This window comes from Azonexus sp. GW821-FHT04F04 (genome assembly GCF_059420025.1).
The window spans coordinates 14,887-40,412 of the sequence record NZ_JBWKSX010000011.1; the positions used below are offsets into that span (position 1 = coordinate 14,887).

Annotated in this window: 24 protein-coding genes; 2 read left to right on the plus strand and 22 right to left on the minus strand. The window is 54.3% G+C overall.

The genetic code is table 11. From position 1 onward, the window contains the following. Window positions 1–20 precede the first annotated feature (20 nt). From AC07TV_RS18275 to AC07TV_RS18310, 8 genes are all read right to left on the minus strand, one after another. Window positions 21–1,442, minus strand: a complete 1,422-nt coding sequence (locus tag AC07TV_RS18275) for a TraB/TrbI/VirB10 family type IV secretion system protein (RefSeq protein ID WP_494649798.1) — start codon at window positions 1,440–1,442, stop codon at window positions 21–23. Window positions 1,443–1,460: 18 nt separating this feature from the next. Beyond that, entirely contained in the window at window positions 1,461–2,213 is a 753-nt protein-coding gene (locus AC07TV_RS18280) for a TrbG/VirB9 family P-type conjugative transfer protein (RefSeq protein WP_494649799.1), read from the minus strand. A gap of 29 nt (window positions 2,214–2,242) precedes the next feature. Beyond that, complete coding sequence (locus AC07TV_RS18285) at window positions 2,243–2,971, minus strand: VirB8/TrbF family protein (RefSeq protein WP_494649800.1); 729 nt, start codon at window positions 2,969–2,971, stop codon at window positions 2,243–2,245. A 408-nt stretch (window positions 2,972–3,379) separates the two neighbouring features. After that, entirely contained in the window at window positions 3,380–4,621 is a 1,242-nt protein-coding gene (locus tag AC07TV_RS18290; protein ID WP_494649801.1) for a hypothetical protein, read from the minus strand. Between the two features lie 162 nt (window positions 4,622–4,783). Continuing rightward, complete coding sequence (locus tag AC07TV_RS18295) at window positions 4,784–6,724, minus strand: AAA family ATPase (protein ID WP_494649802.1); 1,941 nt, start codon at window positions 6,722–6,724, stop codon at window positions 4,784–4,786. Next, window positions 6,717–7,070, minus strand: coding sequence for a hypothetical protein (locus AC07TV_RS18300; RefSeq protein ID WP_494649803.1), 354 nt, complete (start codon window positions 7,068–7,070; stop codon window positions 6,717–6,719). Before AC07TV_RS18300 ends, AC07TV_RS18295 begins: the two co-directional genes overlap by 8 nt. 277 nt (window positions 7,071–7,347) lie before the next feature. Next, complete coding sequence (locus tag AC07TV_RS18305) at window positions 7,348–7,659, minus strand: hypothetical protein (protein ID WP_494649804.1); 312 nt, start codon at window positions 7,657–7,659, stop codon at window positions 7,348–7,350. 28 nt (window positions 7,660–7,687) lie between these two features. After that, window positions 7,688–7,948, minus strand: coding sequence for a hypothetical protein (locus AC07TV_RS18310; RefSeq protein ID WP_494649805.1), 261 nt, complete (start codon window positions 7,946–7,948; stop codon window positions 7,688–7,690). Between the two features lie 263 nt (window positions 7,949–8,211). Between AC07TV_RS18310 and AC07TV_RS18315 the strand changes: the two genes are divergently transcribed. Next, window positions 8,212–8,616 carry a hypothetical protein gene (locus AC07TV_RS18315; protein WP_494649806.1) on the plus strand — a complete coding sequence of 135 codons (405 nt, stop codon included), beginning with the start codon at window positions 8,212–8,214 and terminating at the stop codon, window positions 8,614–8,616. A 91-nt stretch (window positions 8,617–8,707) separates the two neighbouring features. Here the strand turns inward: AC07TV_RS18315 and AC07TV_RS18320 are convergent, their stop codons facing one another. Then, window positions 8,708–9,019, minus strand: a complete 312-nt coding sequence (locus tag AC07TV_RS18320) for a hypothetical protein (protein ID WP_494649807.1) — start codon at window positions 9,017–9,019, stop codon at window positions 8,708–8,710. Window positions 9,020–9,117: 98 nt separating this feature from the next. Continuing rightward, window positions 9,118–9,771, minus strand: a complete 654-nt coding sequence (locus AC07TV_RS18325; protein WP_494649808.1) for a hypothetical protein — start codon at window positions 9,769–9,771, stop codon at window positions 9,118–9,120. Between the two features lie 441 nt (window positions 9,772–10,212). Between AC07TV_RS18325 and AC07TV_RS18330 the strand changes: the two genes are divergently transcribed. Continuing rightward, window positions 10,213–11,991 (plus strand): hypothetical protein, encoded by a 1,779-nt coding sequence (locus AC07TV_RS18330; protein ID WP_494649809.1) that lies wholly within the window; start codon window positions 10,213–10,215, stop codon window positions 11,989–11,991. A 168-nt stretch (window positions 11,992–12,159) separates the two neighbouring features. On the opposite strand, the gene AC07TV_RS18335 is transcribed toward AC07TV_RS18330, so the two are convergent. From AC07TV_RS18335 to mobH, 12 genes are all read right to left on the minus strand, one after another. Further along, complete coding sequence (locus tag AC07TV_RS18335; protein WP_494649810.1) at window positions 12,160–12,870, minus strand: hypothetical protein; 711 nt, start codon at window positions 12,868–12,870, stop codon at window positions 12,160–12,162. Between the two features lie 145 nt (window positions 12,871–13,015). Further along, a complete protein-coding gene (locus AC07TV_RS18340) occupies window positions 13,016–13,291 on the minus strand; it encodes a hypothetical protein (protein WP_494649811.1) in 276 nt (91 codons plus the stop codon). Next, on the minus strand, window positions 13,288–14,550 hold the full coding sequence (locus tag AC07TV_RS18345; RefSeq protein ID WP_494649812.1) for a TrbL/VirB6 family protein: 1,263 nt from the start codon (window positions 14,548–14,550) through the stop codon (window positions 13,288–13,290). Before AC07TV_RS18345 ends, AC07TV_RS18340 begins: the two co-directional genes overlap by 4 nt. After that, window positions 14,547–15,296: a TrbJ/VirB5 family protein gene (locus AC07TV_RS18350; RefSeq protein ID WP_494649813.1), complete on the minus strand. Its 750-nt coding sequence runs from the start codon at window positions 15,294–15,296 to the stop codon at window positions 14,547–14,549. The genes AC07TV_RS18345 and AC07TV_RS18350 overlap by 4 nt, the downstream gene beginning before the upstream one ends. Further along, window positions 15,289–17,778 (minus strand): VirB4 family type IV secretion/conjugal transfer ATPase, encoded by a 2,490-nt coding sequence (locus AC07TV_RS18355; protein ID WP_494649814.1) that lies wholly within the window; start codon window positions 17,776–17,778, stop codon window positions 15,289–15,291. Before AC07TV_RS18355 ends, AC07TV_RS18350 begins: the two co-directional genes overlap by 8 nt. A gap of 10 nt (window positions 17,779–17,788) precedes the next feature. Next, complete coding sequence (locus AC07TV_RS18360; RefSeq protein ID WP_494649815.1) at window positions 17,789–18,106, minus strand: VirB3 family type IV secretion system protein; 318 nt, start codon at window positions 18,104–18,106, stop codon at window positions 17,789–17,791. Then, window positions 18,106–18,474 carry a TrbC/VirB2 family type IV secretion system protein gene (locus AC07TV_RS18365; RefSeq protein WP_494649816.1) on the minus strand — a complete coding sequence of 123 codons (369 nt, stop codon included), beginning with the start codon at window positions 18,472–18,474 and terminating at the stop codon, window positions 18,106–18,108. The genes AC07TV_RS18360 and AC07TV_RS18365 overlap by 1 nt, the downstream gene beginning before the upstream one ends. Window positions 18,475–18,503: 29 nt before the next feature. Then, window positions 18,504–20,555: an ATPase, T2SS/T4P/T4SS family gene (locus AC07TV_RS18370; RefSeq protein ID WP_494649817.1), complete on the minus strand. Its 2,052-nt coding sequence runs from the start codon at window positions 20,553–20,555 to the stop codon at window positions 18,504–18,506. 101 nt (window positions 20,556–20,656) lie between these two features. Next, window positions 20,657–21,283 (minus strand): IncC plasmid conjugative DNA transfer DtrJ family protein, encoded by a 627-nt coding sequence (locus tag AC07TV_RS18375; protein WP_494649818.1) that lies wholly within the window; start codon window positions 21,281–21,283, stop codon window positions 20,657–20,659. A 3-nt stretch (window positions 21,284–21,286) separates the two neighbouring features. After that, a complete protein-coding gene (locus tag AC07TV_RS18380; RefSeq protein ID WP_494649819.1) occupies window positions 21,287–21,859 on the minus strand; it encodes a hypothetical protein in 573 nt (190 codons plus the stop codon). Between the two features lie 4 nt (window positions 21,860–21,863). Then, window positions 21,864–23,723 carry a conjugative transfer system coupling protein TraD gene (gene traD / locus AC07TV_RS18385; protein ID WP_494649820.1) on the minus strand — a complete coding sequence of 620 codons (1,860 nt, stop codon included), beginning with the start codon at window positions 23,721–23,723 and terminating at the stop codon, window positions 21,864–21,866. A 10-nt stretch (window positions 23,724–23,733) separates the two neighbouring features. Next, window positions 23,734–25,476 carry a MobH family relaxase gene (gene mobH / locus AC07TV_RS18390; protein ID WP_494649821.1) on the minus strand — a complete coding sequence of 581 codons (1,743 nt, stop codon included), beginning with the start codon at window positions 25,474–25,476 and terminating at the stop codon, window positions 23,734–23,736. Between the last annotated feature and the right edge of the window lie 50 nt (window positions 25,477–25,526).

Consider the following 25,526-nt stretch of genomic DNA (forward strand, 5'->3'; position numbering starts at 1 on the left):
AAAACGATGATTTTTGGCGGTCATTGGCGCACCCCCGTTTGATATGGCGGCAAAACCATGTCCTTGTTCACCATGACGTTGAATTTATGGCCGCGATAAACGTAAATCGTGGGCGGAATAGCTCGATTTCTTTCGTTGATCACCCGCACGGTGTCCGCGAGAATTTGGCCCGCAGTATTTGAAAGTTGATTTGCGCCTCCAGCTCCGTTGTTCACAACCGTGACGCTCCCCTGATCCTTCTGGAAAATTTGAGCCAAGCCGGCGATCAGGAAATTGGTGCCGAACATTTTCCAGAAGTGGTTATCTACGTCATCGGAGAGCCCGCCTTCACCCGACCCCTCGGCCGCTTTCATTCCCCCCAGATCCACGGAGGCCCCAGACGGGTAGATCATCCTGGTGAAGCCCGCCATGACCTTCTCCTGACCGACCTTCACCTCGTTGTTGTATTTACCAACGAGGATCGTGCCCTTTGGAATCAGCAGAGCTGCACCATTAACGCTGTCGTACACATCCATCGTGGTCGCAGCCTTGATGTCACCGGGCAAATCTGAACGGACCTCAGTTATCAGTACCGCCGGAATTGATGCGCCCTGCATCAGCGAATACTTCCCACGTGACGCAATTGGCCGGAGCACGTCGTTGCCCGTTTCTTGGCTGGCAAGATTTTCGTAAAAGTTCTGCTGACTTCCGGCTGCTCCGCGACCTTGGCCAGCCGCCCCGCCCCCCATCAAACTGGTGGATGCATTCAGCGCTTTATTGAACATCTGATCGCGGTCAGCCTTTGACTCCGCCAAGCGCCGCTCCCGTTCTTCAGCCAAATCCTGCGAAGCCCGTTCCAGAGTTGAACTTCCGCCCGGCTTGTTGGCCTTTCCCGCCATCAGCGAAAGTTTCGACGTGTTGTCGATCGCCATGATCGGGCTGGCCAGTACCTGCTCCTCCCGTTTAATCGCCATCTGCGCTTCTTGGCTCTGTGCGGACTGCATTGACTCCGGGCTGGGAAGACCAGCATCCGGCCGTGGCTTGCCCTGTGGCAGCGGGGGAAGATTCAACGGACCGCTTGGCTGAACTCCTGGCGGCACCAGATTTCCGGGCAACTGCGCACTTTGCGGCAAAGCTGCCGCTTGCGGAGCCTTGGCAGCCTCAGCAAGTCGTTCTTGCGCTTCCTTCTGTTGTTTGGCCAGGGTTTGTTCAAGATCTTCACGTGCCGGAGCCTGTTCGGTCTTGTTGAGAGCCGCGTTCTGCTTTTCCTTCAGCTTCTTCTGCTCGGCAACAGTAGCGTCGTCGGGATGTTCAGATTTCATGGCTTCGCCGAGCATGAAAACGGCAAGAACCGTTACGACAATTCCGAGTACCCAATAATGGAGATTCCGCTTGACCTTCCACCGGCCAAGATCGGGTTCGATTGGCGCTTCCAAAGGGGGTTGTTCAACTTGTGTGCTCATTGCTGTATCAAGCCCCCATCAGCGAAACAGGGACCATCCTCCCTTGTTCCGCTCAACCTTGACTTCGGTCTTCCCGAGCTTCAGCAGAAGCTTGTTGACCAGGCGCTGGACGACCACGTAGTCGCCTCTCAAATGGGTGTTGATGAGCTCAATTCCGCCATCTTCAGCAACCATGAAGAATGCAGGCATGTCCTGAGTTTTCGGCATTCGAACCCACGTAAACTTGCCATCGTCGAAGACCTGTGTCGGACGGAAACTTGCTTCACCGCTGATTGCATATTCGAAGTTCAGATTTTCCGGTGACAGGCGCGGGCTTGCCACCTGTGCATCAAGACGGGCCGTTTCGGCATCTTGGGTGCGCTTTGCGGCAACTTGCCGCTCCCGTTCGATCACCAGAAGTTGCGGGTAGGTAAAACTGACTCGCTGATACCAGACACCATCTTCCGGTGACGACTGCAGCGTGAACTGGTAGGTCCGGACAGAAGTGACCAACGTGACCGAGGTTGAAATGTTCGGCCGCAGAGGCTTGACGAAGATATGCCCCTTGGCATCCTTTACCTGCCACTGGAAAGTGTCCCCCAAGGCTAGGCCAATGACTTCTTCATCCGGATGGAGAACAATGTCGGTGATTGCCTTCGGCCGGGCGAGCACGACAAACGTATCGTTCGGCTCATAGGGAAATTCGACCAACTTGGCATCGGCCGGCATCGGAATCGGTTTGATTTCTGCATGGGCCGGGATCACCGCGCTCATCACGCCCAGGGCGAGCAAGGCTGCTCGCAGCAGAGACAACTTGTTCTTCATGACAGATCCTCGTTAATCGCGAAATGGGTTACAAAAAGCCCGATGGGGTTCTTCATGATTTGCCCCTCGGTTTCCGGTGGATCGATGGCGTAGTGGATCGTGATGGCATACGAACGACGAACCGCGCCTTTATTAAGCGAACGTTCTTCCGTAACCAGACGCACCAAGGCGCTTTGATCATTCAACGGAGAAAAGCTTTTGATCTCGACGGTTCTGGTCAGGCCAGCCTCAGTACGAACCCGAACAATGGGCTTGGTCTTGGTCACAAAATCGGTGAATTCGTCGATCCCCTTGCCACGCGTGTTTTCGTACACTTCGGCCAGGGCACGCTCCGTGGTATTCGGATCGAGCTCGAGAAGGCCACGTACCCATTTGATGATGAAGTACTGCTTTTCCGGAGCGCCCGGCTTGTAGGCTTGAGCGGCTGCTCGGGTAGCTGCCACTTGGCCCGTGATCTTGTCCACCTGGACCACGTAGGGTTCAACCCGAGTGAGCGGCATCATGTTCATCAGGGTCAGGACAAGCCCGGCAAACGCCAAGCCAAAGAGGCCTGCGATCACAAAATAGCGATCACGCTCGACCACGGGCGAACCCATGCGTTCGAACCATTCCCGCTTACCCTTTTCGTAGGCGGTAAGCGGGCTATTACCGATCGGGTCGCCACCATTCGATGACTTCCCTTGCTTTCCCGACGCGGCGGCCGGTTTCTTGACGGAGTTGAACATTCCTGCAATCCCATAATGACGGACTGGGCGATTACACCCTGTCACGCCATTGCGGCGCGACTGTCTAAAACGGGGAAATACAGGGGTAAAAAAAGCCCCGGGGGGATTTTCCGGGGCTGTGCTGCTTGGCTTAACGAGCGAGGGATCGTCTTCGGGCTATCTGCCGACGGATATGGCCAACGACTGTCCAACGATGGCTGGCGCGTGCTGCCGAACAAGCTTGCCGCTGTAATCTATCAGTCGGCAGAGGTGTCGGGTAACTGCTACCTCGCGGCGGGCTTGTACTCGCAGCCTGAATGGATGGGGAGAACTCCCCTTTCCGTGGTTTTCACAAGTATCTAGCTAGCTTGCGGGGGAGACACACCGCCCTTGTGCATCCGCAAAAGGAGCAACTTTAAGCCACCCAGATCAACCCATCATCTTGGCTATTGCCTCTCGTGCCCAGTTACGTACGCGCGAAAAGAACGTTTTTTCGTTTGCCACGCAGGGGTTTTGATTAGCGCAATCTAGGGTTTCTTGAGCGACCTGGATATTACCCTGTCGTCTTTCGGGCGTGATCGCTTGACTGGATTTATCATTGCGGCCATTAATTGATGCAACTGTGGCTGGAATTGGCTCATTTCTTCCAATGCCCGTAGAAGGAGAAGCTTGCTCGGTATTTTTTAAAACTATTGCGTCACATGCCCGAAGCCATTTATGGCTTCCATTGCTGAATTCCACATGCAATTTAGCGCCACGCCCTTCTCCTTCTAGCCGCAGGGCCTGCCCAATGCCAAAGATCGGGTGAGAAACAACTCTTGCATCAGAAATATCATACTGAACGGTCAAATTACGGGGGAATCGCTCCGATAGTTGATCGAACAACTTTTTTCTACCGACCTCCATGCACCCACGGAGTCGCAAGCCTTCAGAGGTAGCCGCGAATTGCATGAGGCGAGGCAGCATCGCTTCTTCGACTCGCAAGACGATTCCGCCCGGCTCCTGAGATACCAGCAGCCCAAGGTAACGTGCAGCGCTTTCAATCGCGTGCCAAGAGGCCCCCGAGCTAGCGGTAAGTTGTAAATAGGTCCCGTTGTCCTCAAACAATTTCCACCGCACCCACTTGCCAGCTAAGTTGCTTGCTCGATCCCTGACAGTGCTCAAATACTCCTTGCGTTGCTCTGCATAGGGCAGAAAGACACCAATCATTTTATCGCTCACATTTTGCCCACGAGCCTGTTCTGGGTGACGAAAGAGTAGGTATGCCGCCCCTTTAACAACCGACATTGGATCATCGCCGGCGCACCCGCGACCCCACATATCGGCCAAGATCAGACCAAGCTTCCAATGGGCGTTACCAAAGCCGACACCATCCCTGATGTGCTGACGACCTTCTTGTAGTTCCGCCAGCGTTCTGGTTGCCTTCATGATTTTTTCGGCTATCGGCTGCTTTTCCTGGGGAATGGTTCGCGACGGGATGAGGGTTACGCGAGTCGCACGAGGCTTTTTTGCCGAGCCGCTTTCGGCATAGGTAACTTGTGCCCTAGACCACGGGCATTCGCCGGTGACATCCCTCTTTAGGTCGAAATTCCTGCGCGTAGTGTCATCCTTGCCTACGATGACCCCGAACCCACTTTCATAATTGATACTGACGACCGTCCCGAGTTTCAATCCAACCACCACCAGAAGCTTCGAATTTTTTAGTATGTCACGTGCAAATTAGTGCCACAACAATCCAGTTTCATAAATTGGGGGCTTTAGCAACATGCCAAACTGACCACGTTGCTTTCCCAGCTTTCCCTTCACTAGTTCGCGCAACAAGGGCAAGCATTGCTAGATACGGCCGATGTTCCCTTGGACAGACTCAACGGCAACTTCGAGATCTTTCATGTCCACTACAGCCACATCCTCATCCGGTTCGAGCCTGCTAATCGCGTTATTAATGGCCATCTGCAGAATCTCCCGAACATTCGCCATCGAATTGCCGACAAGGTAGCGAGCAGCCCCATCCAGAGAGAATGTCGGCGCCAGTTTTGCTTTGGTGCCCTCTTTCCACTTCTGCAGGAACCCAACAAGCGTTTCAACATTCGGTAGGCCAAACTCGACCTTCTCCGTAAAGCGTCCACCACGCATTGCAGCTTCATCCATTTGGTCCGGATGGTTGGTTGCTGCGACGAACAGAATATCGGGAACCTTACCGCCAGCGCCGTCCATCGCGGCCAGCAATTTGTTGGTCACCGTCGCCGTGTTGCTGTAGCGGCGATCCTTGAACACATCGTCGGCCTCATCGATGAACACAACGCACGGGCGGAGTTCGCTGGCTTCCTCGACCAGGGCGTCAATCCGCTTCGGATCGGAAATCAGGTCCATACCGCTGACCGACAGGAACGCCCAGTTTGCCGTCTTAGCCAACGCACGTGCCGTCAGCGTTTTGCCGGTGCCCGGGGGGCCATAGAAAAGCACACCACGGGGAACCGAACCACCCATTGCCTCGATCTCCATGATCTTGTCCATACGGCGAGCCAGTGCCATCAGGCGTTGCTTGCTCTCGGTATCCATCGTCAGCTGGTCGACCGTGGGCGTATCTTCCGGAATGTTGCCCTTGCGCCCTTGAATGTTCCGCAGGGCGGACTGCAACAGCTGGAAGGTGATCAATCCGCTTTGCTGGCTCATGCGATTAGCCTCTTCCATCACGGCAGTGATGCGGGCGACCGAGAAGCCATCCCAGCGCCGCACGGCGGTTTCGATGGTCTCTTCGCTGATCGCAATCTTGCACTTGCTGACGATCATGTGACGACGGGCAACCGAGTCCGGAGCAGTAATCTCGATCTTGAAGTCAAAGCGGCCTTCCCGAATGGCGGCCGGGTCCAGACGATCAACAAAGTTCGAGGCAGCCACTACCACCACACCAGCACGACGGATGTTCACCAACTCGGTCAGCAATACGTTCGTAATGCGGGCGCTTTCTTCGTAACCCGAATTGTGATTGCGGGAGGCAATAAGGCTATCAACCTCGTCGATAAACAGGACACAAGGCGCCTGCTTGGCGGCATCACGGAATACCTTTACGACGTTTTCAGGCGTGTCGTTAATGTATTTCGAGGCCACATCGCCGTAGGAGACGGACAGAAACGGCAGCTTCAATTCACCGGCAAGCGCTTCAGCCATAAACGTCTTGCCGTTACCAGGCTTGCCGGTCATCAGCACGCCATTACGAGCCTGTGCACCTACCTTCTGGCTGGCGACTACTTCCTTGCCAGCAGCAATCAATCGGGCCTTGACGTCCTTCATTCCTACGACATCGCCAAACGTGAAGCGCGGCTTGACGGCTTTGTAGCGAATCGCGACTTCTACCGCCGTGGCTTGTTGCGAATCGCTACCTGGGACTTGAACAGCCATTGTCGAGTTCGTCTTCGGATTCAGCATATTGAGAACTGCCAAGATGCAATTGGAACTCAGGGCAATCCATATCTCGGGGAACAAATTGGCAGAAGGCCCTACTCGGAAAAGCATCGCCAAACTCTGCGCAAACATCCAAAAGTACAGGGAAGTCCGCTCGTTGAACCTGGCGCGATCCAGCGCTACCAATGCAACAAATGCACTGTTCACATAGAACCAGATCCCAAAGATTTGCACAAATGTGATGAAACCAGCGTCACCGGGCATCCGGTCGCCAACAAACGAGGCTGCAATCAGGACGATACTTGCCGGCAACGTCAGCAAAAGCACCATGGCGGCAACAGCGGTTCCCATGTTCTTGACAATATTATTCATAACGCACCTCGACCTTCTGATTCGTCACGCCTGCCTCAAGCCAGTGACTCTTGTTCTCCACCAGCTGACGTACAGCGGTTCCTATTGATGTCTCGATGCCAGGGTTCTTGGCCTTCTTTGAGGCAACAATCAGTATCTTCACGGACGTTGACCACGAACCCTTTTCTGCCACCCAACCAAGCTTCACAGTTTTGCATCCAGGCACCGACTGACAAACGCTGTCCAGGTCGCTTTGGGAAATGGAAAGCGGAGGGTTATCCCACTTGCGCAGGTGATATGCGCCGGCACTGATCAACATGACCGCTGCAGTGAGGTAGATGGCGATTTCTTTGGGTCTGGCTTTCATGACTTTCTCCTATATGAACAGAGTCTACAGGAGGGGTGTGGCGGTACAAGCCCCCAAAAGACAATGCCCCCGACCGCATAACGGTACGGGGGCATTCTTTTGGGCGAGGCTCCTGGTGGAGCACGCGCCGGTTAATCAGGCATGACGGTGATTTTGGTTGGTACCGCCCACATGGGAACGCCAGCTAACCACAATCGCACGATACAAACCCGTGAAGGGAGTCCAGAACATTGCCCAACCTTCTCTGAAGCCCGAGAGGAAGTCCTGTTTCAACGTATCAATCATGTCTGCCATCCTTCCATGCCTTGCTAATCTGACTCTTTGCGCTTGCCAAAGTTTCGGCCGCAAAGACAACTACACCTGTCAGAAAGACTACAGCAAACAACAGCATGTCCGCAACCAGCAACATGACTTCGAGAACCCGCAACGGACTGGCCAGTTCATCAACACCGAGCGCCAACACCAACTTCAAGACACCGATCGGAATCAGTGAAATCAACGCAATCCCGACAAAGCCAAGAACCGCTGCCAGCGAATGCCCCAGTAGCCTTGCAACAGGCCGTGCCGCTTCTTCGAACTCATCCTTCATTTTCACCTCTCTATTGTGCACCACCATCTCAGGCTCGGACGGCGAGTTGTGGCGTTGTACGATCGAACTTCGTCGCCAGCTGCCATGCAAACTCCCGAGCCTTCTTGATTGTATCGACGTTGCTCCAGCCGCTAACAAGGCCCGAGTCCGTTTTGATTACCGCTACGGCGACACCGGCGCAAAGAAACAGCGTGATATCTCCGTCATGAGTACGGTCACAATCGGCCAAGGCTCCATGCTCTCGAAAGAACAAGAATGCACGATAGATAAGGCTTACCAAGTTTTCCATGTCAATCTCCCATCGATTCCCTCAGGAAGTTCCACCCTGACGGATGAGAACCCGTCGGGCAGTTAGCAATGCTGGTGTTGGGTGCAATACCCTGGCGATACCAGCTTCCTTTTCTTTGCCACAATGGCAACGAAAATCCTGTCCAGAAACTGTCTCTGGAAAGGGTTCTCACATACTTATCGAATCTAGACATTTGCCCGCTAGCTTGACGCGCGCGGCCTGATATATTGGACTGGCAATTACTTCTATGGAGAACCAGCCTTATGCACATCCAAATGCAATTTCGTAGCTTATTTCTGGGGCTTTCCCTGGTCGCGTCCTTCGGCGCCAGTGCTGCCTCGCCTGCTGTTGAGACCGCTGAAGCCTATATGACAGCGCTGATCCGACACGATGAGGGCTCTGCGCGCCGTCTGGTGCTTGCCGGCAGCCAGGCCGAAAGCGACTGGGGAAGTCACTCAGCCGCTGTTGCTCGCATGGAAAATGCGGCGCCGGGTGCCAAGCTCGGCTTCCGAAACAAGCTCTGTTTCGAGAAGAATGCATCGACCACCGTCTGTGAGTTGATTCTTACCTACGGCAATCAGGACGGATGGCCTATGTCCATACAGGTGCAGACCAAGGAGATGAAGGTGGCGAGCGCCGTAATCCTGCGCCCTCGCTCTTCTCGCTGATAACTTGGTCGGAAGTCCCGAGTCAGTGCAATGCACTGGCCCGGGAGATCCAAAGTCTGAATTTAAAAAAGTGAATTCGGACGATTTCCGCTCACGCAGCAACCAGGACTCGTGCCAGTCGATCTACATTTCGTTGATCAACTGAAGCACGGAGATCAAGGAGAATGTACGTGAGAAATTGCTTGATCCGGACCAGAGCCCAACGCTTTCGCATCGGAGTAGTGGCACGGTCGGCAATTCGGCAGACCAGACGAGCATCGTCGTCGTACATCTCTTTCAAAGCTTCAATCCCGCACAGATAGACGTCCTTGTCGGTATCGTCCAAAGGCGCACCAATACGAATGCCTATCATCCTGCAAAGGATGCGGGAAACAGACTCTTGACGTTGTTGTTTGGATTTCACAATGGCCTCCAGTAGTAAAACGGAGGACCACCCAGAGGTGGTTCCCTCCGGGGTGTTTGTGGTCGAACTAACGACTTAAGTTGATTACTGCAATCCGCCTAGCTGGCCAGACGCAGACAATTGTTGCCAATCGCAATTTCACGACGGAGCGAACCAGCTCGTTCACGAAGATTACGTGCAGTGTCAAAGTTATCCCAACGAGCTTCTTCCGATGCTTCGTCGTCCAACTCGCGCGCCTGCTGAAGTTTTTTCGCGATTTCGGTCTCACCCAGATGGGTGACCTGCTTCCACGAAATTTCACCACCTAGAAAAAATGCTTCGCCTTCGGCAACTACATTACCGAGGTTGTCCAACAGCCGAACACTCGAGAATCCGGAACCAAGTTCTTCTTCCGTATCCTGTTTGTCCAGCTTGAACCCATCGCACTCAAACCAGGCATCCAGAAGATGCTGCATCTGGATAGTTGATTTTGCTGCCGAAAGAGACTGGGGAAGGATGCTGACCGTCTTACTCAATGGCCGATCGAAGTATCCTTCGACAGATCCATCATCGGACATCGGTTCCAGTTCCCAGCCAACAATGCTCATCGATGCCACCACCGTGGGGCCTTCGTACTGAAGGCTTGAACGTTTTTGGCGATCCGACTCTGCATCCAGTCCGAGTTCATGCTTCGCGACAATGGCAGAAGACAGAATCCGGATTTCAGTATTGAATTTCACGATGTCAAACATCGCCGCAATAACGGTTTTCATATCACACTCCTGAGCATTGCCCGGAGTCCCACCCGAACGGGAGAGAACCCGTGGGGCGGTTAGTAATGCTGGTATTGGACACAATGTCCAGGCGCAACCAGCTGCCATTCCATTGCCACAATGGCAACGAAAAATCCTGTCCAGAATCCAGAACTACCTCTGGAGAGGACTCTCTTCGAATGGCTAATTACTTTGGAGTTTCGGTGATGGCCGATGCAGTAAGCTGCGACTTTAGGCTGGCTTGTGTGACCGGTTATGCCAGCTACCGTGCTCAAATCTTAGCCGATGACGATTCAAAAATGCAATAGTCCGTAGCAATAAAAAATGGATCACGAGACACAAGCCTCGCAATTTCACAGCATAATTCCTACGTTTTGGGCACTGGTAATCCACCCGCCGAAGACGACAATCTAGTTGTCGCTAACTTCTTTTCTCTAAAACATGACATCTAAATTCGTTCCATTCCGTCGGTCTCTTGTAACAGCATGTGTGCTGGCAGTTCTTGCTGGCTGCGCAACAACTGGCCCGAATCAAAATGTGTTTTACGGCACTGGCAATAATTTCCGCATGAATGGTCTGCAGATATCCGAACTCCAGGCGGACACCTTTGGGCCTGGCGTAACGCGCTTGTCTGTAAAAAGCCGCAGCGATGCCGTCGCCCTTGATGATCTGACCAAGTTTTACACGCGCAAAGCAGCGGAAGGTATTGCCAAAGGCGATGCCGAACTGTTCGCTGTAGCCTGGCATCTCGGCAAGCTGGTGAGCAAGGCACGCCTCGAACAAGCTCTTAGCACCGAACTTTTCATGAACAGCCTGACCAGTGCGAAAAACGGTACAGCATCTCTCCCTGGCGGCGCTCGCGTCTTTTTGTCCAACCGCCTCTACGACGCCAAAGCTGCCAACAGCAAGCGGGTGTCGCTTTCTGATTTCCTGAACGATGTTGCACTGGAAAATACCCCCGGAATGGATTGGTCTGCCGGCATCAAGGTCGCAGCGCTTGGGGATGCGCTCAAGGGGATTATCAGCCAGCCGCTTGGGTCAAATGGCAGTCCGCGCCAAACCGGGGCTGCTACGAATGAAATGGCGGTAGGCTCCGCTTACTCTGTTCGTGACTCGAATGGGAACAAGTACATCGTCGAGAAAGTCGCTGACGGCATCATTCTGCACAACCCCGACGGAGCGCCTACGAAGATCGATCTCAACCAACTCAACGCTCTTCCAGTACCTGAGGCACCAGCTCCGTATCGGACTGAGGCTGCGAAGATCCTCAACAACATCGAGAACGTCCTTGAGTCGGACCTGGACCGCGCAAAGGGGACCTCCAATATCGGCCTCGGCCGCTTCACCCTCCCCCCCAACAAAGTGCAACTCGGTAACGGTATCGGGTATCTCACATCCCAAGGGGGTTACTCGCCTACCGAGGTACCAGCAACCCGTAGCCTTTACTCGAGCAGCCCGTCGTTCAAGCTCGCGGTTGACTGGACTTCCGAGAAAGATTTCCAGTCTGACCCGATCTGGACTTCTTTCCGCAGGAACTGCAGTTCTGGTGTCGTGTACAAGCGCCATCACGGCGAAGCGTTGGAGTATGTCACTTACTCTTGCCGTGACCGGAACAATGTCGTTACGTACTCGCAAACATACGTAGTTGGCAACTCCATGATTAGCCAATCGTGGGATTCCCTGCTGAAAGATAAGCAATACGCCGAAGCACTGAAGAACGCGCATACCCAGGGCAAGATCGCGGAAGCGGCCGCGGCGTTTCTACCGCTAATAGGTAATGTTGACGCTGCTGTGAAGTGCGCCGGATTTGATTCCATCGTGTACAAACTGACCAGCGCGTATAGCAGTCGAGACGTAAATGCTGACGTCCGGAAATTTGTGAATTTCAATCCTGACCAAGAAGACGGTTCGTCCATTGGCAACGCGCTGGACTGCGCTCAAGGTATCGCGGGACTTGGCAGTCTCCGAAGTGGGCTGACTAAAGCAGCCCAAGCAGCTCGTATCGATGGCTTACTTGCATCCAAATCGTATACAGACACTACTGGTCTGATGCAAATCCTCGACAGCAAGCACCTTTACGGAAAAACAACCACCGGCAGTGTTCATGACCAGCTTTCGGTCATAAGTTCGAAGACCGCCGGACTGTTGGCAGCCACCTTCTACGAAGGAGCTCAGCAATCGAGCAACCTGGCTGCACTTGCACAGGCTGTAATGCGTTGAACCGCCCACAGGTAGCCTCGTCTCTCAGACGAGGCTAAGGATGACACGGACTTAAAGTACTCTGGAAGGGGCAGCGAGTAAGGTCATCTGCCCACGCTGAAGAACTATTTAGCCCTCGGGACATGTCCGTACCGACGAACGGACATGTCTCCCCATATCCATATTTCGCTAGCCAAACTTCGCAACTAGGAGAGCTTGGACCTCGTGTAGATCCGTTGCGTTGTCGGCGATCAGCGGTAAGCAGGACCTACGCCCAATTGATTCAGCAAACTGTGCCCCGACAGCCATCGGGAAATATCGATGCTTGTTCAGAACGTGGGGGTCTCGCCCCCATACAGTGGCACCCAGATAGTCTCCGTAGGCCTCGGGGTTCATAGTCGCCAGCGAATTCAGCATCGATGGCTCGATGATTTCACCTGTTTCGAGGGTGATCCACGCATGCAGATTGATCCCTTTCTTTCCCTCCAACTCGTCAAGTTGGATTCCTGACGATCCCCATCTATACAAATCCGACCACGATGGATTGAATACGGTGCGACCATCAAACCAAAGCTGTCCGATCGTCGGCCACGCACGACAGCCTAGCCCGTCGGCAAAGTATGGTGCCAGAAAGTGACTCCACTTGAGGCACTGAAATGCTGCTTTTGACGGATCTGTAACGCCGGCCTGGCGATAAATCGGCGCGAGAAACGTTCCCGCCGGATCCAACAAATCATCAGTTTTCCAATCGAAAAAATCAACGTCGAAGCCCTGGGATTTCGAGAACTGTACGGCTTGCTCAAAGGCCGACTCGTAGTTAGCGATATCGCTGACCGAAATGGGCATGGGCGGCAAGGTTGTTTTTTGTTGGCGATTAAAGAGTTTTGCGAACAAGTTCATATGTGTTTTGGCTTCGTGATTGCTACTGATTTGAAAGTTGATGCATGATCAATTCCGACTATTGTCTGCATGCCCCCTAAATGACAAGAAGCCTGGACAACCACAAGACTATCCAGGCTTCTTAATGAGCACGTAGAACTCCTACCTACCGGATCATTTCAAGCACCCGGCATCCCATCGCGATCAAGCCACCGGCAATACCACAGAAAAGGAACATCGGCCGATCTTGCATCAGCACAAATGATGACCACAGGATTGCTCCCACAATCGATGCATCAGCTTCTTCTGGGGGTTCGAAATATCCACGCTCTTCCGGAAGCAGATTTTTCCGTTCATCCGCTGCCATTGACAGGGCCGCGTACTCCTCTTCAGTCACACCACGGAACCGGGCACGTAGATTGGGACGCATTCTGAGCATCATTCACCCCCTTTCGCGGTACTTTTTGGCAACGCAGGAGGAGTTGGTGCCTTTGAACCACCACCTCCCTTCATCGCTGTCCATGCCCCTTGTGCCGTCGATTTTGCAACGTTGCGAGCACCGCCTCCGTTTTGCATTCCTGCCTTGAAGCCTTGGTACGCCCCCTTCGCTGCTCGACCACCCGCAGCCGCCCCGGCGGCTGCTTGAGAAGCACCCTTTTGCATAGCACCTCCGCCACGAGTAGCTGCGCCCGCGGGATTCATCATTCCAGTCGGCTTGAACGTTGAATTTGGCATACCAGAAACCAAGCTGTTCGCTAACGCAACAACCTGAACCATCATCAATGCCATGATAGCTACGAGTAAAAACGTGGCTGCGTAATAGTAGAAATTCTCAACAGGCGTCGCATTTGCTTTGGTTGCGAGCGTTGTCACATTGTCGATCAGGCTTGCAGTGATCCCAAACATCAAGGCACCGACAACCTTCTGAACACCGCACGTGATAAGGACTTTCAACCACGAATGGAAAAGAAATGCCATCGAATCCCAAAGCAACCATGGTACGAAGAACGGAGCAACAATTAGGGCAATATTGATCGTAATCTGGGTCCAAATGATCGTTACTGCATAAATAAGCCCAACAACAAGAACAAGTATGGTCAGGAACACCCGAAAAAGAACATTCGTAAGCGCAAACAACAGGTCGCCACTTGCAATTGAACTGACGGTTGAATTGAGCCAACTCGTTGCTCTCGCCCACATACCTGCGTCCGCATTTGGCGGGGGATCAGTTGGAGTACCGTTATAGAGCTTCATTGCGGCATCCATGAGGCGACCTAGCGCATCGGTAATGGCTGCAGCTGGGTTTGCGGTATCCATGATTGACCCAGTTGCGTTCGCGGCTGTTTTGGCAAGGTCATCAAATCCTGACACTAGTTGCTGCTGGACAGTCGGATTCATGAAGAACTTCACGATTCCCACCATGATGATGATGTTAACTATTTCAGCAACCACCATACTGAACGATCCAGTGTCCAGGGTAAGGCGCAACCCCTTCCAGGCAATCAGAATCACTAGCAACATCTGAAGCAGCTTTGTGCCCGCCTGCATGAAAGGCTGTTGCGACAATGTCGAATTGAACTTGTTCAGCAGATCCCCGAGTATCTGGCCTACAGCATCACTTCCGGTTGTGGCGGCTAGCGCGATCCCCGGAAGTGTGAGCAAAAGCAGCGCTACGATGAGGCTGCTGCGATGATTTCTCATTTGCTCGACCTCATCCCGCCGATCATGTCCGTACTGGTCTTCAGGCTATCACGCCGAACTTCAGAAAACGCACCTCGACTATCGTCGAGCGCCTTGGCTCGCCCGGCATCCTCAATGTCCTTAGTGGTCGTGCGTTGGGCAAGTGCTGTGTTTTGTTCCAGCACCTGATTGGTCGTCGCAAGAAGGACATTCATCTGTGAATTCATCAGCTGCATGGACTCGTGCGTCCCTTCGGTCGAAGTGATCTGCCCCTGCAGGTCCCGGACGACCTCGTAACGCTTTCCAACCTGGCTCAACACGTTCGCCTGATAGTCTGTCAGAAAGCCGTTGCCTTCCTGACGTGCCCGGTTACGCTCAGCCTCACGCTTCATCCAGTCCTCTTGCGACAAACCTGACGCACCCATGCGACTGTACAGATCCGTAGCGACCGTCTTGGCGTTCGACAAATCGCCATACATCCCGCGCACGGCGTTGTAATAGTTTTGCTCGTTCGCGTAAGCTGTCCTTACAGTACCAAACAAGCCGGACACGTCACCGCTGCCGATTGATTTCAACTGGCGATACTCGTTTTCCAGTTGCTGGTACTGATTCATCAGTTGCTCGGCTTGAGTCGCCTCCTGCTCGTAGCTCGAGAGGACTGACATAATGCTTTGAACCAGGTTTGCAATATCGAGCGTCATCCACTGTGCGTGAGCGGAAGTGCTGAGCATCAGCGATGCGGCAAAAGCCAAAATGATCTTACGCATTGAGAATCTCCTTCAGATAGTTGTTGCGCCAATCTTCTTCACCCGATTGGTAGTTCTTGACGAACACCTTTTGGGCACGGGAATCCGAACGAACAACCGCCATAATCTCCGGCGGCAGGGCCACGTCGACCATTCGCGAAAGCTTCGGCGTGACGATGTAATAGTTCCGCTTTGGCATCGCATTGCGGATCCGGTTGATCTGTTCGTCGTTCAATTGGAACAGGTCGCGATACATGTCCGCATGAGTCATCGCTTGCGCGTTGGGCAAGAAAATTCGGTTGGGAATGTTGTCGATAATCGTGGCGAAGATCGGACTCTTTGCAATTTCCTGAAGAGACTGGGTTGCCATAATCAGGAACGCATTCTTCTTGGCCAGGGTACGCAGCCAGTTATCGATACCCTTTGCGAATTGCTCGTTCGCCAGCATGAACCACGCTTCTTCGATATAGATCAGCGTCGGCCGGCCATCGAGTTTCTTCTGGATGCAATAGAACGCGTAATCGATAAAGAGAGTTGCGATGGTCGGGTTATGGAACAAGCCACCCATTTCCACACACGTCTTGCTGCCGAGATCGAAGGTGTCATCGGCATTGTCGAAGTACCGAGCGTAGGAGCCAGACGACACCCATGGATGGAGTTCTTCCTTCAATTCGCGAGAGAGGAACGGCGCCAGTGATTGCAGACGCCAGAACTCTGGCGGTTGGGCAGCAACCTGATCCAAGGCGTTCTTCAGATTGTCCAGATCAGCAGAACGCATCTGATAGCCCTTGGACGTCAGAAGCATTTCCAGCCAGTTCGTCAGCCACGCCCGGCTGTGCGGCTCACCCAGCAAGCGCATCGGGTTAAGCGAGACCGGCGTATCCGAGTTCAGGCCCAGGTCCACGTGATCGCCGCCCTGCATCAAGGTCGGGATCCGGCACGAATAGTCCTTGTCGAAAATAATCGTGTTGCACGGCTCGTACTTCTGGAATTGGCTGATCAGGAAGTTCATGAAACTCGACTTCCCTGTTCGCGACGGTCCGATGCAGACCGTATGTGCCAAATCCGCCTGGTGAAAGTTGAAGAAGTATGGTGTGTTGAATTCAGTCGCCAAAACGGTCAAGGCCGGTTGATCAACACCATCACCTCGCTGATCACGGAAGTAGTCGTTGGTTTTTTTCCCGATTCCCAGCGTCCGAACCGGAGCAAGATCGGAGATGTTTGCCGAAGAGACAAAATACCAGCGAACGATCTCGCCCCACTGGCCAGGAATGGTCCCGACGAAGGCGGAGAGCAGGTGCATTGTTTCCCGAACCGTGATGTATCCACGGCGCTGGAGAACCTGGTTAACGATCCGTAATGTGGTCTCGGCTTCGGTGGCGTCATCGCCATAGGTAACGACCGTGAGGTTGTAGTGACCGTAGGATCGATTCAGAGAGGTCATCTCAGTTAACGCATCTGAGGCATCCTGCGCAAGCAACACGCGGCCGTGGTTGATCTGGTTGCTCTCCTCGTGGGTAATTGCTTCTTTCAGATACCCGAACAGCGTCTTCTGCATCGCTCGGTTATGCTTTTCCACGCCCTCGATGAAGCTCTTGGCCTTGATGTTGTCGGCAAACCGATAAACCTGAGAAATGGTCAGTTCCCCGGGAATAGCCAGAAGGTCATCCAGAATCCCAGGGTGGGTCCAATCCGGCCAATCTTTGAGGCTCATCGCAGCGATGTGCTTGTCCCCCTCGGAACCACGGAAACGGAGCGTGTCACCGCGGCTAATCAGTTGATCGCCTGGCAGGTAGCTGTCAAGATAAGCCGGAATTTCCGGAACCTTGACGCGCTCCTGATAACTTGTCGGAGAACACCGACGGTGCATAAACCCGAGGAGTTCGCTATCTTGAAGCCGCTGGAGATCAACATCCAGGACCGTTTGCTCGAATGTCGATAGCTTTTCTTCGAAGTCAGCGATAAACGCGATCAACTGATTGGCTTCAAAGTCGAACGTCCGCTGCTTACTGATCGAAGTGATCGCAGCCTTGCCCAGGGCAGTCAGCAAAGATGCACCATCGTTCTTCACGAAATGCGCGACTTTTTCCATATAGCCGTCGGCGCCCCCGGGTGGCGTATAGAGCACCGACAGGTAAAGGAAATTCTGGAATTGGCCACGAGTCGTGAACTGATGTTGCCAATGCTCATTGACCCATGCGGACACAGGGTCAGAGAACTGCGACTCGGGGTATTCCTCGATGCGCCGGCGGTCAACCGTAAACCAGACGGTGAACCGTTCAGTGAAACCCCGAAACGCATGCTCAACGAGATTCGCGTAACGGTCGACTTCGGACTGCGGCAGGCCTTCCTGGTCAACGCCGGTCATTGCATAGCTCACCAGCAATGACCCGTCTTTGTTGATCACCATGCCCGGGGCGATCTGCGCCATGAAGGGGACCAGCTCCGCATACGAGCGAGCGGAGGCTTCATAGTTTTTCGCGATTTTCTTAACGTTCAGCATGCGTGCCTTTTCAACATAGGAGGTTCTTGCCGAACCCCTCCGGCCGTGGATTGCGCTTGATGGTGCGCTTGGGCCACGGATCGTAGATATCGCCCATCAAGGCATAGCGCATGTACACCTTGATCGTGAATGGATCCTTCTTCGTGAGCCACATAAGGAAGAAGTGGACGACAACTGCCAGCGCCAGAAACATGGGTTGGTTGGTTCCCATGGTCAAAGCGGCTGCCAACGTGCCGTTGGCAATTGCCATCCGCTTCTCAACCCCACCGAGCGTCTTGATCTCGAGCAGGGACTTGTGGACCGCGGAGGCGCGCGGTTCGTAGCTCATCAGTAGGTCGAGCAGCTAAAGCTACCGGCAGCGCTATCGATGAAGCCAAGCCAGTTGGAAGCCAGCAGCGCCATGGAGATACCGGCCAGCAGACCCAGCATGGTCTTGAAGATACCGCTGACTTCGCCGACGGCGAGCATCAGACCGCACACAACGATCGCGATGACCGCAACAGCCTTAGCCACAGGCCCCTTGAGCGACATGGCAACCTTGCACAGCGGGCCTTCCCAAGGCATTGCTTGAGCCATTGCCGGTTCGGCAAACATCACTGCGAGCATGAACAGGCCAATCAGCAACGGCAAAAATGCCAAGAAGCGTTCGACCCACAGTTGGTTAATGTTCAGTTGGTAAGATGCAGTTGCGTTCATGAGTGACCTCCTTGAGTTGATGAAATTGCTCAGTGCTTCTCATGCAAGCGATACACCTCTTCGGTGATGTATCGCTTGCTGTCGAAATCGAATCCGTTGATCGCCATGATTTCGGCGAGCTTTCGCCCGGTCTTCACCCGGGCCATAAAAACCACAAAGTCAAAGGTGTCGGCGATTTGTGCTTTGATTGCTTCGTGCGGCCAGTTGATGCCGGCCCGAAGAACAAGGGACTCAAAACGGCTCAACGCGCCCGCACAGTTGTTAGCGTGCAGGGTCGCCAAACAGCCATCGTGACCGGTGTTTGCGGCATCCAGCAGGTCAAAGGCCTCACCACCGCGAACCTCACCGACGATGATTCGATCGGGGCGGAAACGCAGCGAGAGACGTACGAGATCTCGCGTGGTGACACCCTCTTGTTCATTGGAAATGAGCGGTACCCAGTTCGGCACCTTGACCTTGAGTTCCTGCGTGTCCTCAATGGTCAACACGCGGTCACCAGGATCTACCTCGCCGATGAGAGCATTGACGAACGTGGTGTTGTGCGTCACCACGTAGCCATCTGTAACGTAGAGCCCCTCCGGCCTGGCGACCTTGATGCATTGGGTTTGCTTTTTCCCGATCGGTTCGATGCTGACGATACGCAGTCGCCAGTCTCGCGCCCGCGGCTTCACCAGCTTAAGCTTACGTGGCAGCGACACCAGGTGATCTGGTACCGGGTGAGTAATCCAGACGTTGTAGGCAATCTGCCCTTGTTGCTTGTCGCCATTCTTATCGCGATAGCTGGGTTTTTTCTCGGTGATGGTGGCAATACCGCCGAGAGAGGCAACAACCTCCCGCACATCTTCGGCTAACCTTTTGCTCACAGTCACATAACTCAACGAACCTTCTTTGGAGACGAAGCCATCCGTATCCATGAGCCCTTGCATCAATGCCATGCGCTGGGCGGCGGTGCCGCGCTTGTAGACGTCAGGGATAAATTTCCCATTGGACTTCATGCCCTGCAGCCCAAGCGTTTCGAGCGACGTCTTCATTGCGCTCTTCATGCGCTTGACCTTCGCTGCGATCCGGTAGTCATACCCCTTGATCGGAGTAATTTCGTACCCAGGCAGATCTGCCGCCAGCCGCGCAAGAATGAAGTTATCGGCCGTTGAAACCTTTGCGGTCGAATCGACCAAGCAGCCATCGCCAATTAGCACCCCGAGGACGTATGGGGGAATCGGATGAGCCTCATGTGGCAGCTCAATTGCATACGGGGAAACCAGCGGAACTGCCGAGCGCTCGTAAAGATTGCTCTTGCGCTTGAAACGATCAATTACTTCGCTTAGCGGTAGCACCCGCCACCCCATACCGCGGGTCTTCTTCCCGCTGTGCCCAGAGCCTTTCACATACGTTGACGTACGAGACCAGACCTGCCAAAGATGTTCTGCGCAGCTTTCGGCTGTCCGTCCATCATGGAAGGTAATGCGATAAACCTCTTTTTCGCCTTGTGGGAAGACGCCAACGATCTGGTCGACATTTCCGTCCGGAGAGGTAACCGCGTCACCAACCTTCAGACTCCCCATTGGAACGAAACCGTTCGGCGTCAGCACCAGCGCGTCCAGGGGCTGGGCTTTCCCGCTGGACGTTCCGCCGGCAACCACAACGTTCTTGCGCTCTTGAACCATCTTCCGGAGAACGCCGGCCATTTCTTCCGGTATCGCGCCATTGGCCACGTAGTCATCGAGACTCAAATGCACCGGGTTGTGCTTGCGAATTGAAATCGAAGGACCCTGCATCGAGGTGGGTTTCATGGCCGCCGCAAAACGAAAGCCATCAAGCCGAGAGTCGATGATCGATTCCTTGCCTCGTTCCTTGGCTTCCTTGTTTTCAAGGCTGGCCAGCAACTGGATGGAACTACGGATCTCGACATCGGAGATATCCACCTCGGTCTTGATGATCCCCTGTCCTGCCTTTTCGACCCATACGTTGTTCGGCCCATTGATCATGACTTCCTGGACATGCGGGTCTTCGAGCAAATGGCCGACCGCCCGCAGTGAGTTGCGGAGCAGAACGTGAGCGTTATTTCGGGTTTGTTGGTCCATAGTTGAAAGAGTCTATGTAGATGCGCCTCGGAAGACGCGGAGCTAAATCGGGGCAAATTGGGGGGGAAAACCAGCTGGAGCTTGATCCCCCTGCCCTGCCACTAAACCCGTTGGGTATTTGCAATGACTGTCATCACCGGTACGGCTGAAATCAGCGCCCAGAACGGAATGAATAGAGGGGTCACCGGTAGCGGAACCACGAGATACAGAATCGGAAGAAACACGATCACGATCAGCATGTGTGAGGCGACTGAAAACTTGATCGGGCTTGAATATCCGAAGCTGGAAAACTTGATGCGCCGGCTCACGGCGGCATCCAAGATTGCCGCAATAAAGAATGGTGCGATGTACGGCAACCACGCCATGAAGATGACAATTCTGACCAGGGAGGCGAAACACAGCGCCGAAAAACCCACCAGGTAATCGTTGGTCCGGTCCGAGATTCCACGCACCGATTGCCCGAACATGGCCTCGCTATGAAACTTTTCCTCTTCCGTAACCATCGCCTTGTTTGTCGCCCCCACGACTCCGGTCTCAACAAAGAGGGCGTTATAGATCGTTGTCGCCGATGTGGTTACACGCGTGGTCTCAGCTTTGCCAAGAACTTGCTCAATCATCCCAAGCTCACGAATCACTCGGTTCATGATGTCCTTTGGCGACGAAATTGCCGGCAGCCCCAAGATGCATACCGCGATCAGGGCAATCCAAAGGATGCTGTGCTTCTGCATGGCTTACCCCTTCAGATCGAGTCGCGTGACATGCAACAGGTCATTGAATGTCATGATGCTGGAGGCAAGAGCAATCCGCGCCGCCTCTCGTTCTTCGCTGCCCGGTTGCTCAGAGCGTTTGGTGAACACGATCTTCTCAACGCTCTTGCGCTTGACCCATTCCTGGATTGGTGCGCCGCCAACCGGCCAGGCCAAGGTTTCTCCACTGGCAAGGATCCCGTGCGTATCCCAGTGCAGAATATGCTCGGCGGTGGTATCCAGCATCGTCTTCAGGTAGAGCCCCATTCGACGCGTGAAGGTGTCCGTTTCAACGGACGTCTCGTACACGTTGCATGCGGCAGCCAGAGCTTTGTCGAGCAAGAAGCCTTGGCCGCTTTCATTGGGATAATGGTGCGTTATCAGCGCTGCCAATTTCCTGGATGCAACCTCCAAAGTCGGCCATGCGAAGTAAATGGATTTGGCGAAGTTCCGCTTGCCGGTCCGCGCCAGCGAGACACGCAATGAATGCTCAGGGGAGACGAGTTCGCTCCGATTCACTTCGTAGTCGTACACACGTTTCAGCGATACAGCTTCCATTAAGTCAGCCCTCAATGATTTTGGGCAAGCGCCCTTTGATGATTCGACCGCCTGCAACAGAGGCGATGTAGTGAAGATCCGGGAGCATGCCCAGCAGCTCCGGAGGGATCAGATCGACGGAGGTTTGCTGCAGGCTCTCCGATGCATTTCCGGTGAAGTGAAGACCACCATCATCCGTTCTTGAGCCGATCGACTGGGACCGGCCTATGACTTGAATATCCGTTTTGCCGAACGTCTCGCAGATAAAGTCCTGCGTCTGCCGGTCTTTCGTACGAAGGGCGATCAGGTTGTTACAGTTGCCGAGCATCTGCCGCGCCTTCGGCTCACTTCCCATGCGAGCGATGAAGTCCGGCAATGTCTGGGTAAGCAGCCACGTGACGAACCCAGCCCCCCGTCCTTTGTTGAGAATCTGGATCAACGGGCCATTTACGACTTCTGCCGCTTCATCGACGATCAATTGAATTTTCTTTGGCTTGGCATCGCCGTAGTTGTAGATATCGCCGGCGACCGCGGTAAGGTCCGACAGAATGATCGAGCCTATCGCTGAACCTACTGTCGCATCTGAAAGCGAGTCGAGGCCCAGATAAAGCACATGGCCGCCGGAGATCAATTTCTTTGTATCCAGCAGGGGTCGCGTATCGTTGATGTCTTCGGCATCGGGCGACAAAAGAGGCCCGAGTTCGCCGGCGGTCAGTTGACGCAACAACGGCACCAGTGACGCCAGAATTTTCGACAGGTGGTCACGGCTGTGCTCTACCATCGATAGCAGGCCATCGACGATCTGATCGCGCTTCTCTTCCGGCACTTCGTGTCGGTAGAAATAGATGTAGGCAAGCAGTTCCGGGGTGGCCGCCGCCGACAGCTTCAGCGGTAGTTTTCCGTTGCGAGCCTTTTCGAGGAATGGGGTTACCAGCGTTTCCCAACGCGGCATATGCCGATTGAAGAATTCCTTGAGAACGCGTTCCATCAGCGGATCCGGACCACCCTCAATGAATTTTCGGAGCGTCATCAACGTCGGCGCCTTGTCGACGTAGATCAGACCATCCGCAACCACGTTGATAGCGCTCCATGCAAAAGCCTGAAAGGCGTCTTCACTGATCATCAGCGCAGCAATACGCGACGCAAGTTCGGTAGAACGCCCCCAGTTCTTCAGCGGGTCGATCCGCACCGAGTGCGTTGGAAAGGCAGGATGGAATTGAGCAAACGCATCTGCTCGCCCACAGGCGACACAAGCCTTCCGCGCAATATCTCGCAGCTCCTTGTCGCCCTTCGGGTCAATGATGACTAGGACTTCCTGCCGTTCAATGGCCTGGCTGACTACCGTTTCGAGCAGGCGGGTCTTGCCCGAGCCCGTTGTCCCAAACACCAGAACGTGGCCTTCAAGAGCGTCCAACGGAACATAGATATGCTTCTCCGCCGGCTCTACACCATGAATCCATGGTGCCCCCTTCGTCTCATCCAGTGGTTTTACCTTCTTCAGCTTCATGAACCAATCAGGCGGCATCACGGTCTTGACTGCCCGGCGCCGGATCTCGGTTACCCGTTGTGTATGCTCTGGGCCCCATTCAAACCCGAAACCCATCCACATCTTCGATGGCTGACGCTTCATCAGGCCCGACAGCACGGAAGCTTTCATGAAAAGGAACGGCCGACCGGCTAGCGATATCTTGAATGCCCAAAGCTTCAACGTCTGGCGCCACCGCCACGCACCAAATGCAACCGAAAGCCCCCCCATGTACCAAAAAGCACTGGATGGAGCTTTTGAGAAAACTGTCACATAGAGCATTGCCAATGCCGCAACACTCCAGCCGACTGCCGCAATAACTTCGTAGGCCGGCCGGAAGAGATTTTCATATGCTTTCATAGGCTGTCCGCTAAATGGGGAATCCAAGGTCTTGCGCGACCTGACGTTTGAACACAGCAGACTGCACAGCCTTTCCAGTAATCTGCGCCATGTGAATCTTTTTCTTCGGGTTTGCCGGATCGACGTACAACCAACCAAGCCCATGCAGTTCGGCCATTACCTTGGTCAGGTCGACGCCGTAGGACCCCATCTGCTCTAAGGAGATTGCCAGACCGTCTTCCGATACGGCACTTGTGTCGGCCAGGTCTCCTGCGTGATAGTCCTTCAGCACTTGAGCAACCACCTCACGCACGATGGTAGTCATGCGCTTGGCCACATCCTCGGGTAGCGATGCAGGCTGACTCTCCTGGACTGGCGTAATTGCGCCGGGTTGCGTTTCTTCAGGAAGAGGCTTGATCCTTGCCGGCTTCGGTGCAGGTTGCCCCTGCTCGGTTGCTGCGTTTGCAGGAGGTGGTGGTGCGGCAGGAGGCGGAGGTGCCGGCGTAGCTGCCGGGGCCGCTGGCGCATCGCCGCCGCCCGATGAATCCTGACGGTGCGGCTGCTGTAGCGGCTGAGACAACGGCTTCTGGACTCCGGCGCCGGCCGCAACTGTACTTGCTCCAACTGCCAGCTGATGATCAAGCGCCGTAGGCGCATCCTCTTCGATTGCCACCAACAAGGTTTCCGGATTCGCCAGCTTTACCGCGACAAGCTCGTTATCGGACAGCGGGGTTTTGATCTTCCAGTACAAATCGTTGTTCTTGTCGCCCACCAACACGCCGGCCCGCAACAGCACTTCGGCAATGGTCGTAGCATCGCGAGGGATCCCGCTTACCGATCCACGCTCGAGTACTTCGATGATTTCCTTTGCCGCAGTACGCCAAACGACATACAGCCCATCCTTACCGAACCACAGGCGCGACTTCTTTACGTTGATCGTCCACACACCACTGGCCACCAACTGCCGCATCGCATCTACGAGATGCGGTTCCAACTGGCTGCCGACGGTCAATTTGCCGTAGTTCTGCGGTGCGAGAACCTGATCACGTTCAATAACCTTTTTGCGAATCCGGGTGAGGATCTCGGATATCTGGTTATCCTTATTCTTCGACACTTCCGCGACAATCGCATCAAGCATTGCTGGAATGATGTTCGGGTGCCCTTCCTGCAGATACTGCAGTGAGCTTTCGGGAATGATCTTCGTGGCAAGGAGGGTTGCACTACCGCCGGCAAAGGAATCGCCTTCTTTCACCCACCGGATGAAATAGCGCGATGCACCAACACTTTCGAGCCACTCGGACAAACCCATGCGGTGGACCGGCCACTCCGTACCGTTTTCTGTAACAACGATCATCCGACTGAGGGGACGATGCAATTCGCAACACAGGCCGGCGAGAAAAGTTGCATATCGCCACCTTGGCTCCAAATCACGACGCAATTCCACTCCGGCACGACCGGCAAATAAAACTGCCTCGCAGGCCTGGCGGGAAAAGAATCCGATTTCGAGAGCTAGCCGAAATAAACCACCAGCGCCCATGTGCGTTCCAGATTCCGAGGCTGGCAGAAGGTCGACATGTTTGGCGAGGGAGCGCAACACTCCGCCGTATAGCCGTTCGAAATCTGTGGCGGGCAGGCCTGCCAACAGTTTCAATCGCCTGATCATTTCGGACTGTGTTGCCAGGACGGCTTCAGCGTTGCCGTAGGAAATCCCGTGATCAACCGGCGGATAGATTGGAATACCTGCCTGAACAGGTTTTGCCGGCGCCGCAGGCATTGGCCCTGTTGAAGGGGTTCTAACGGAAGGGGTTGGCCCCCCCGCTCCCA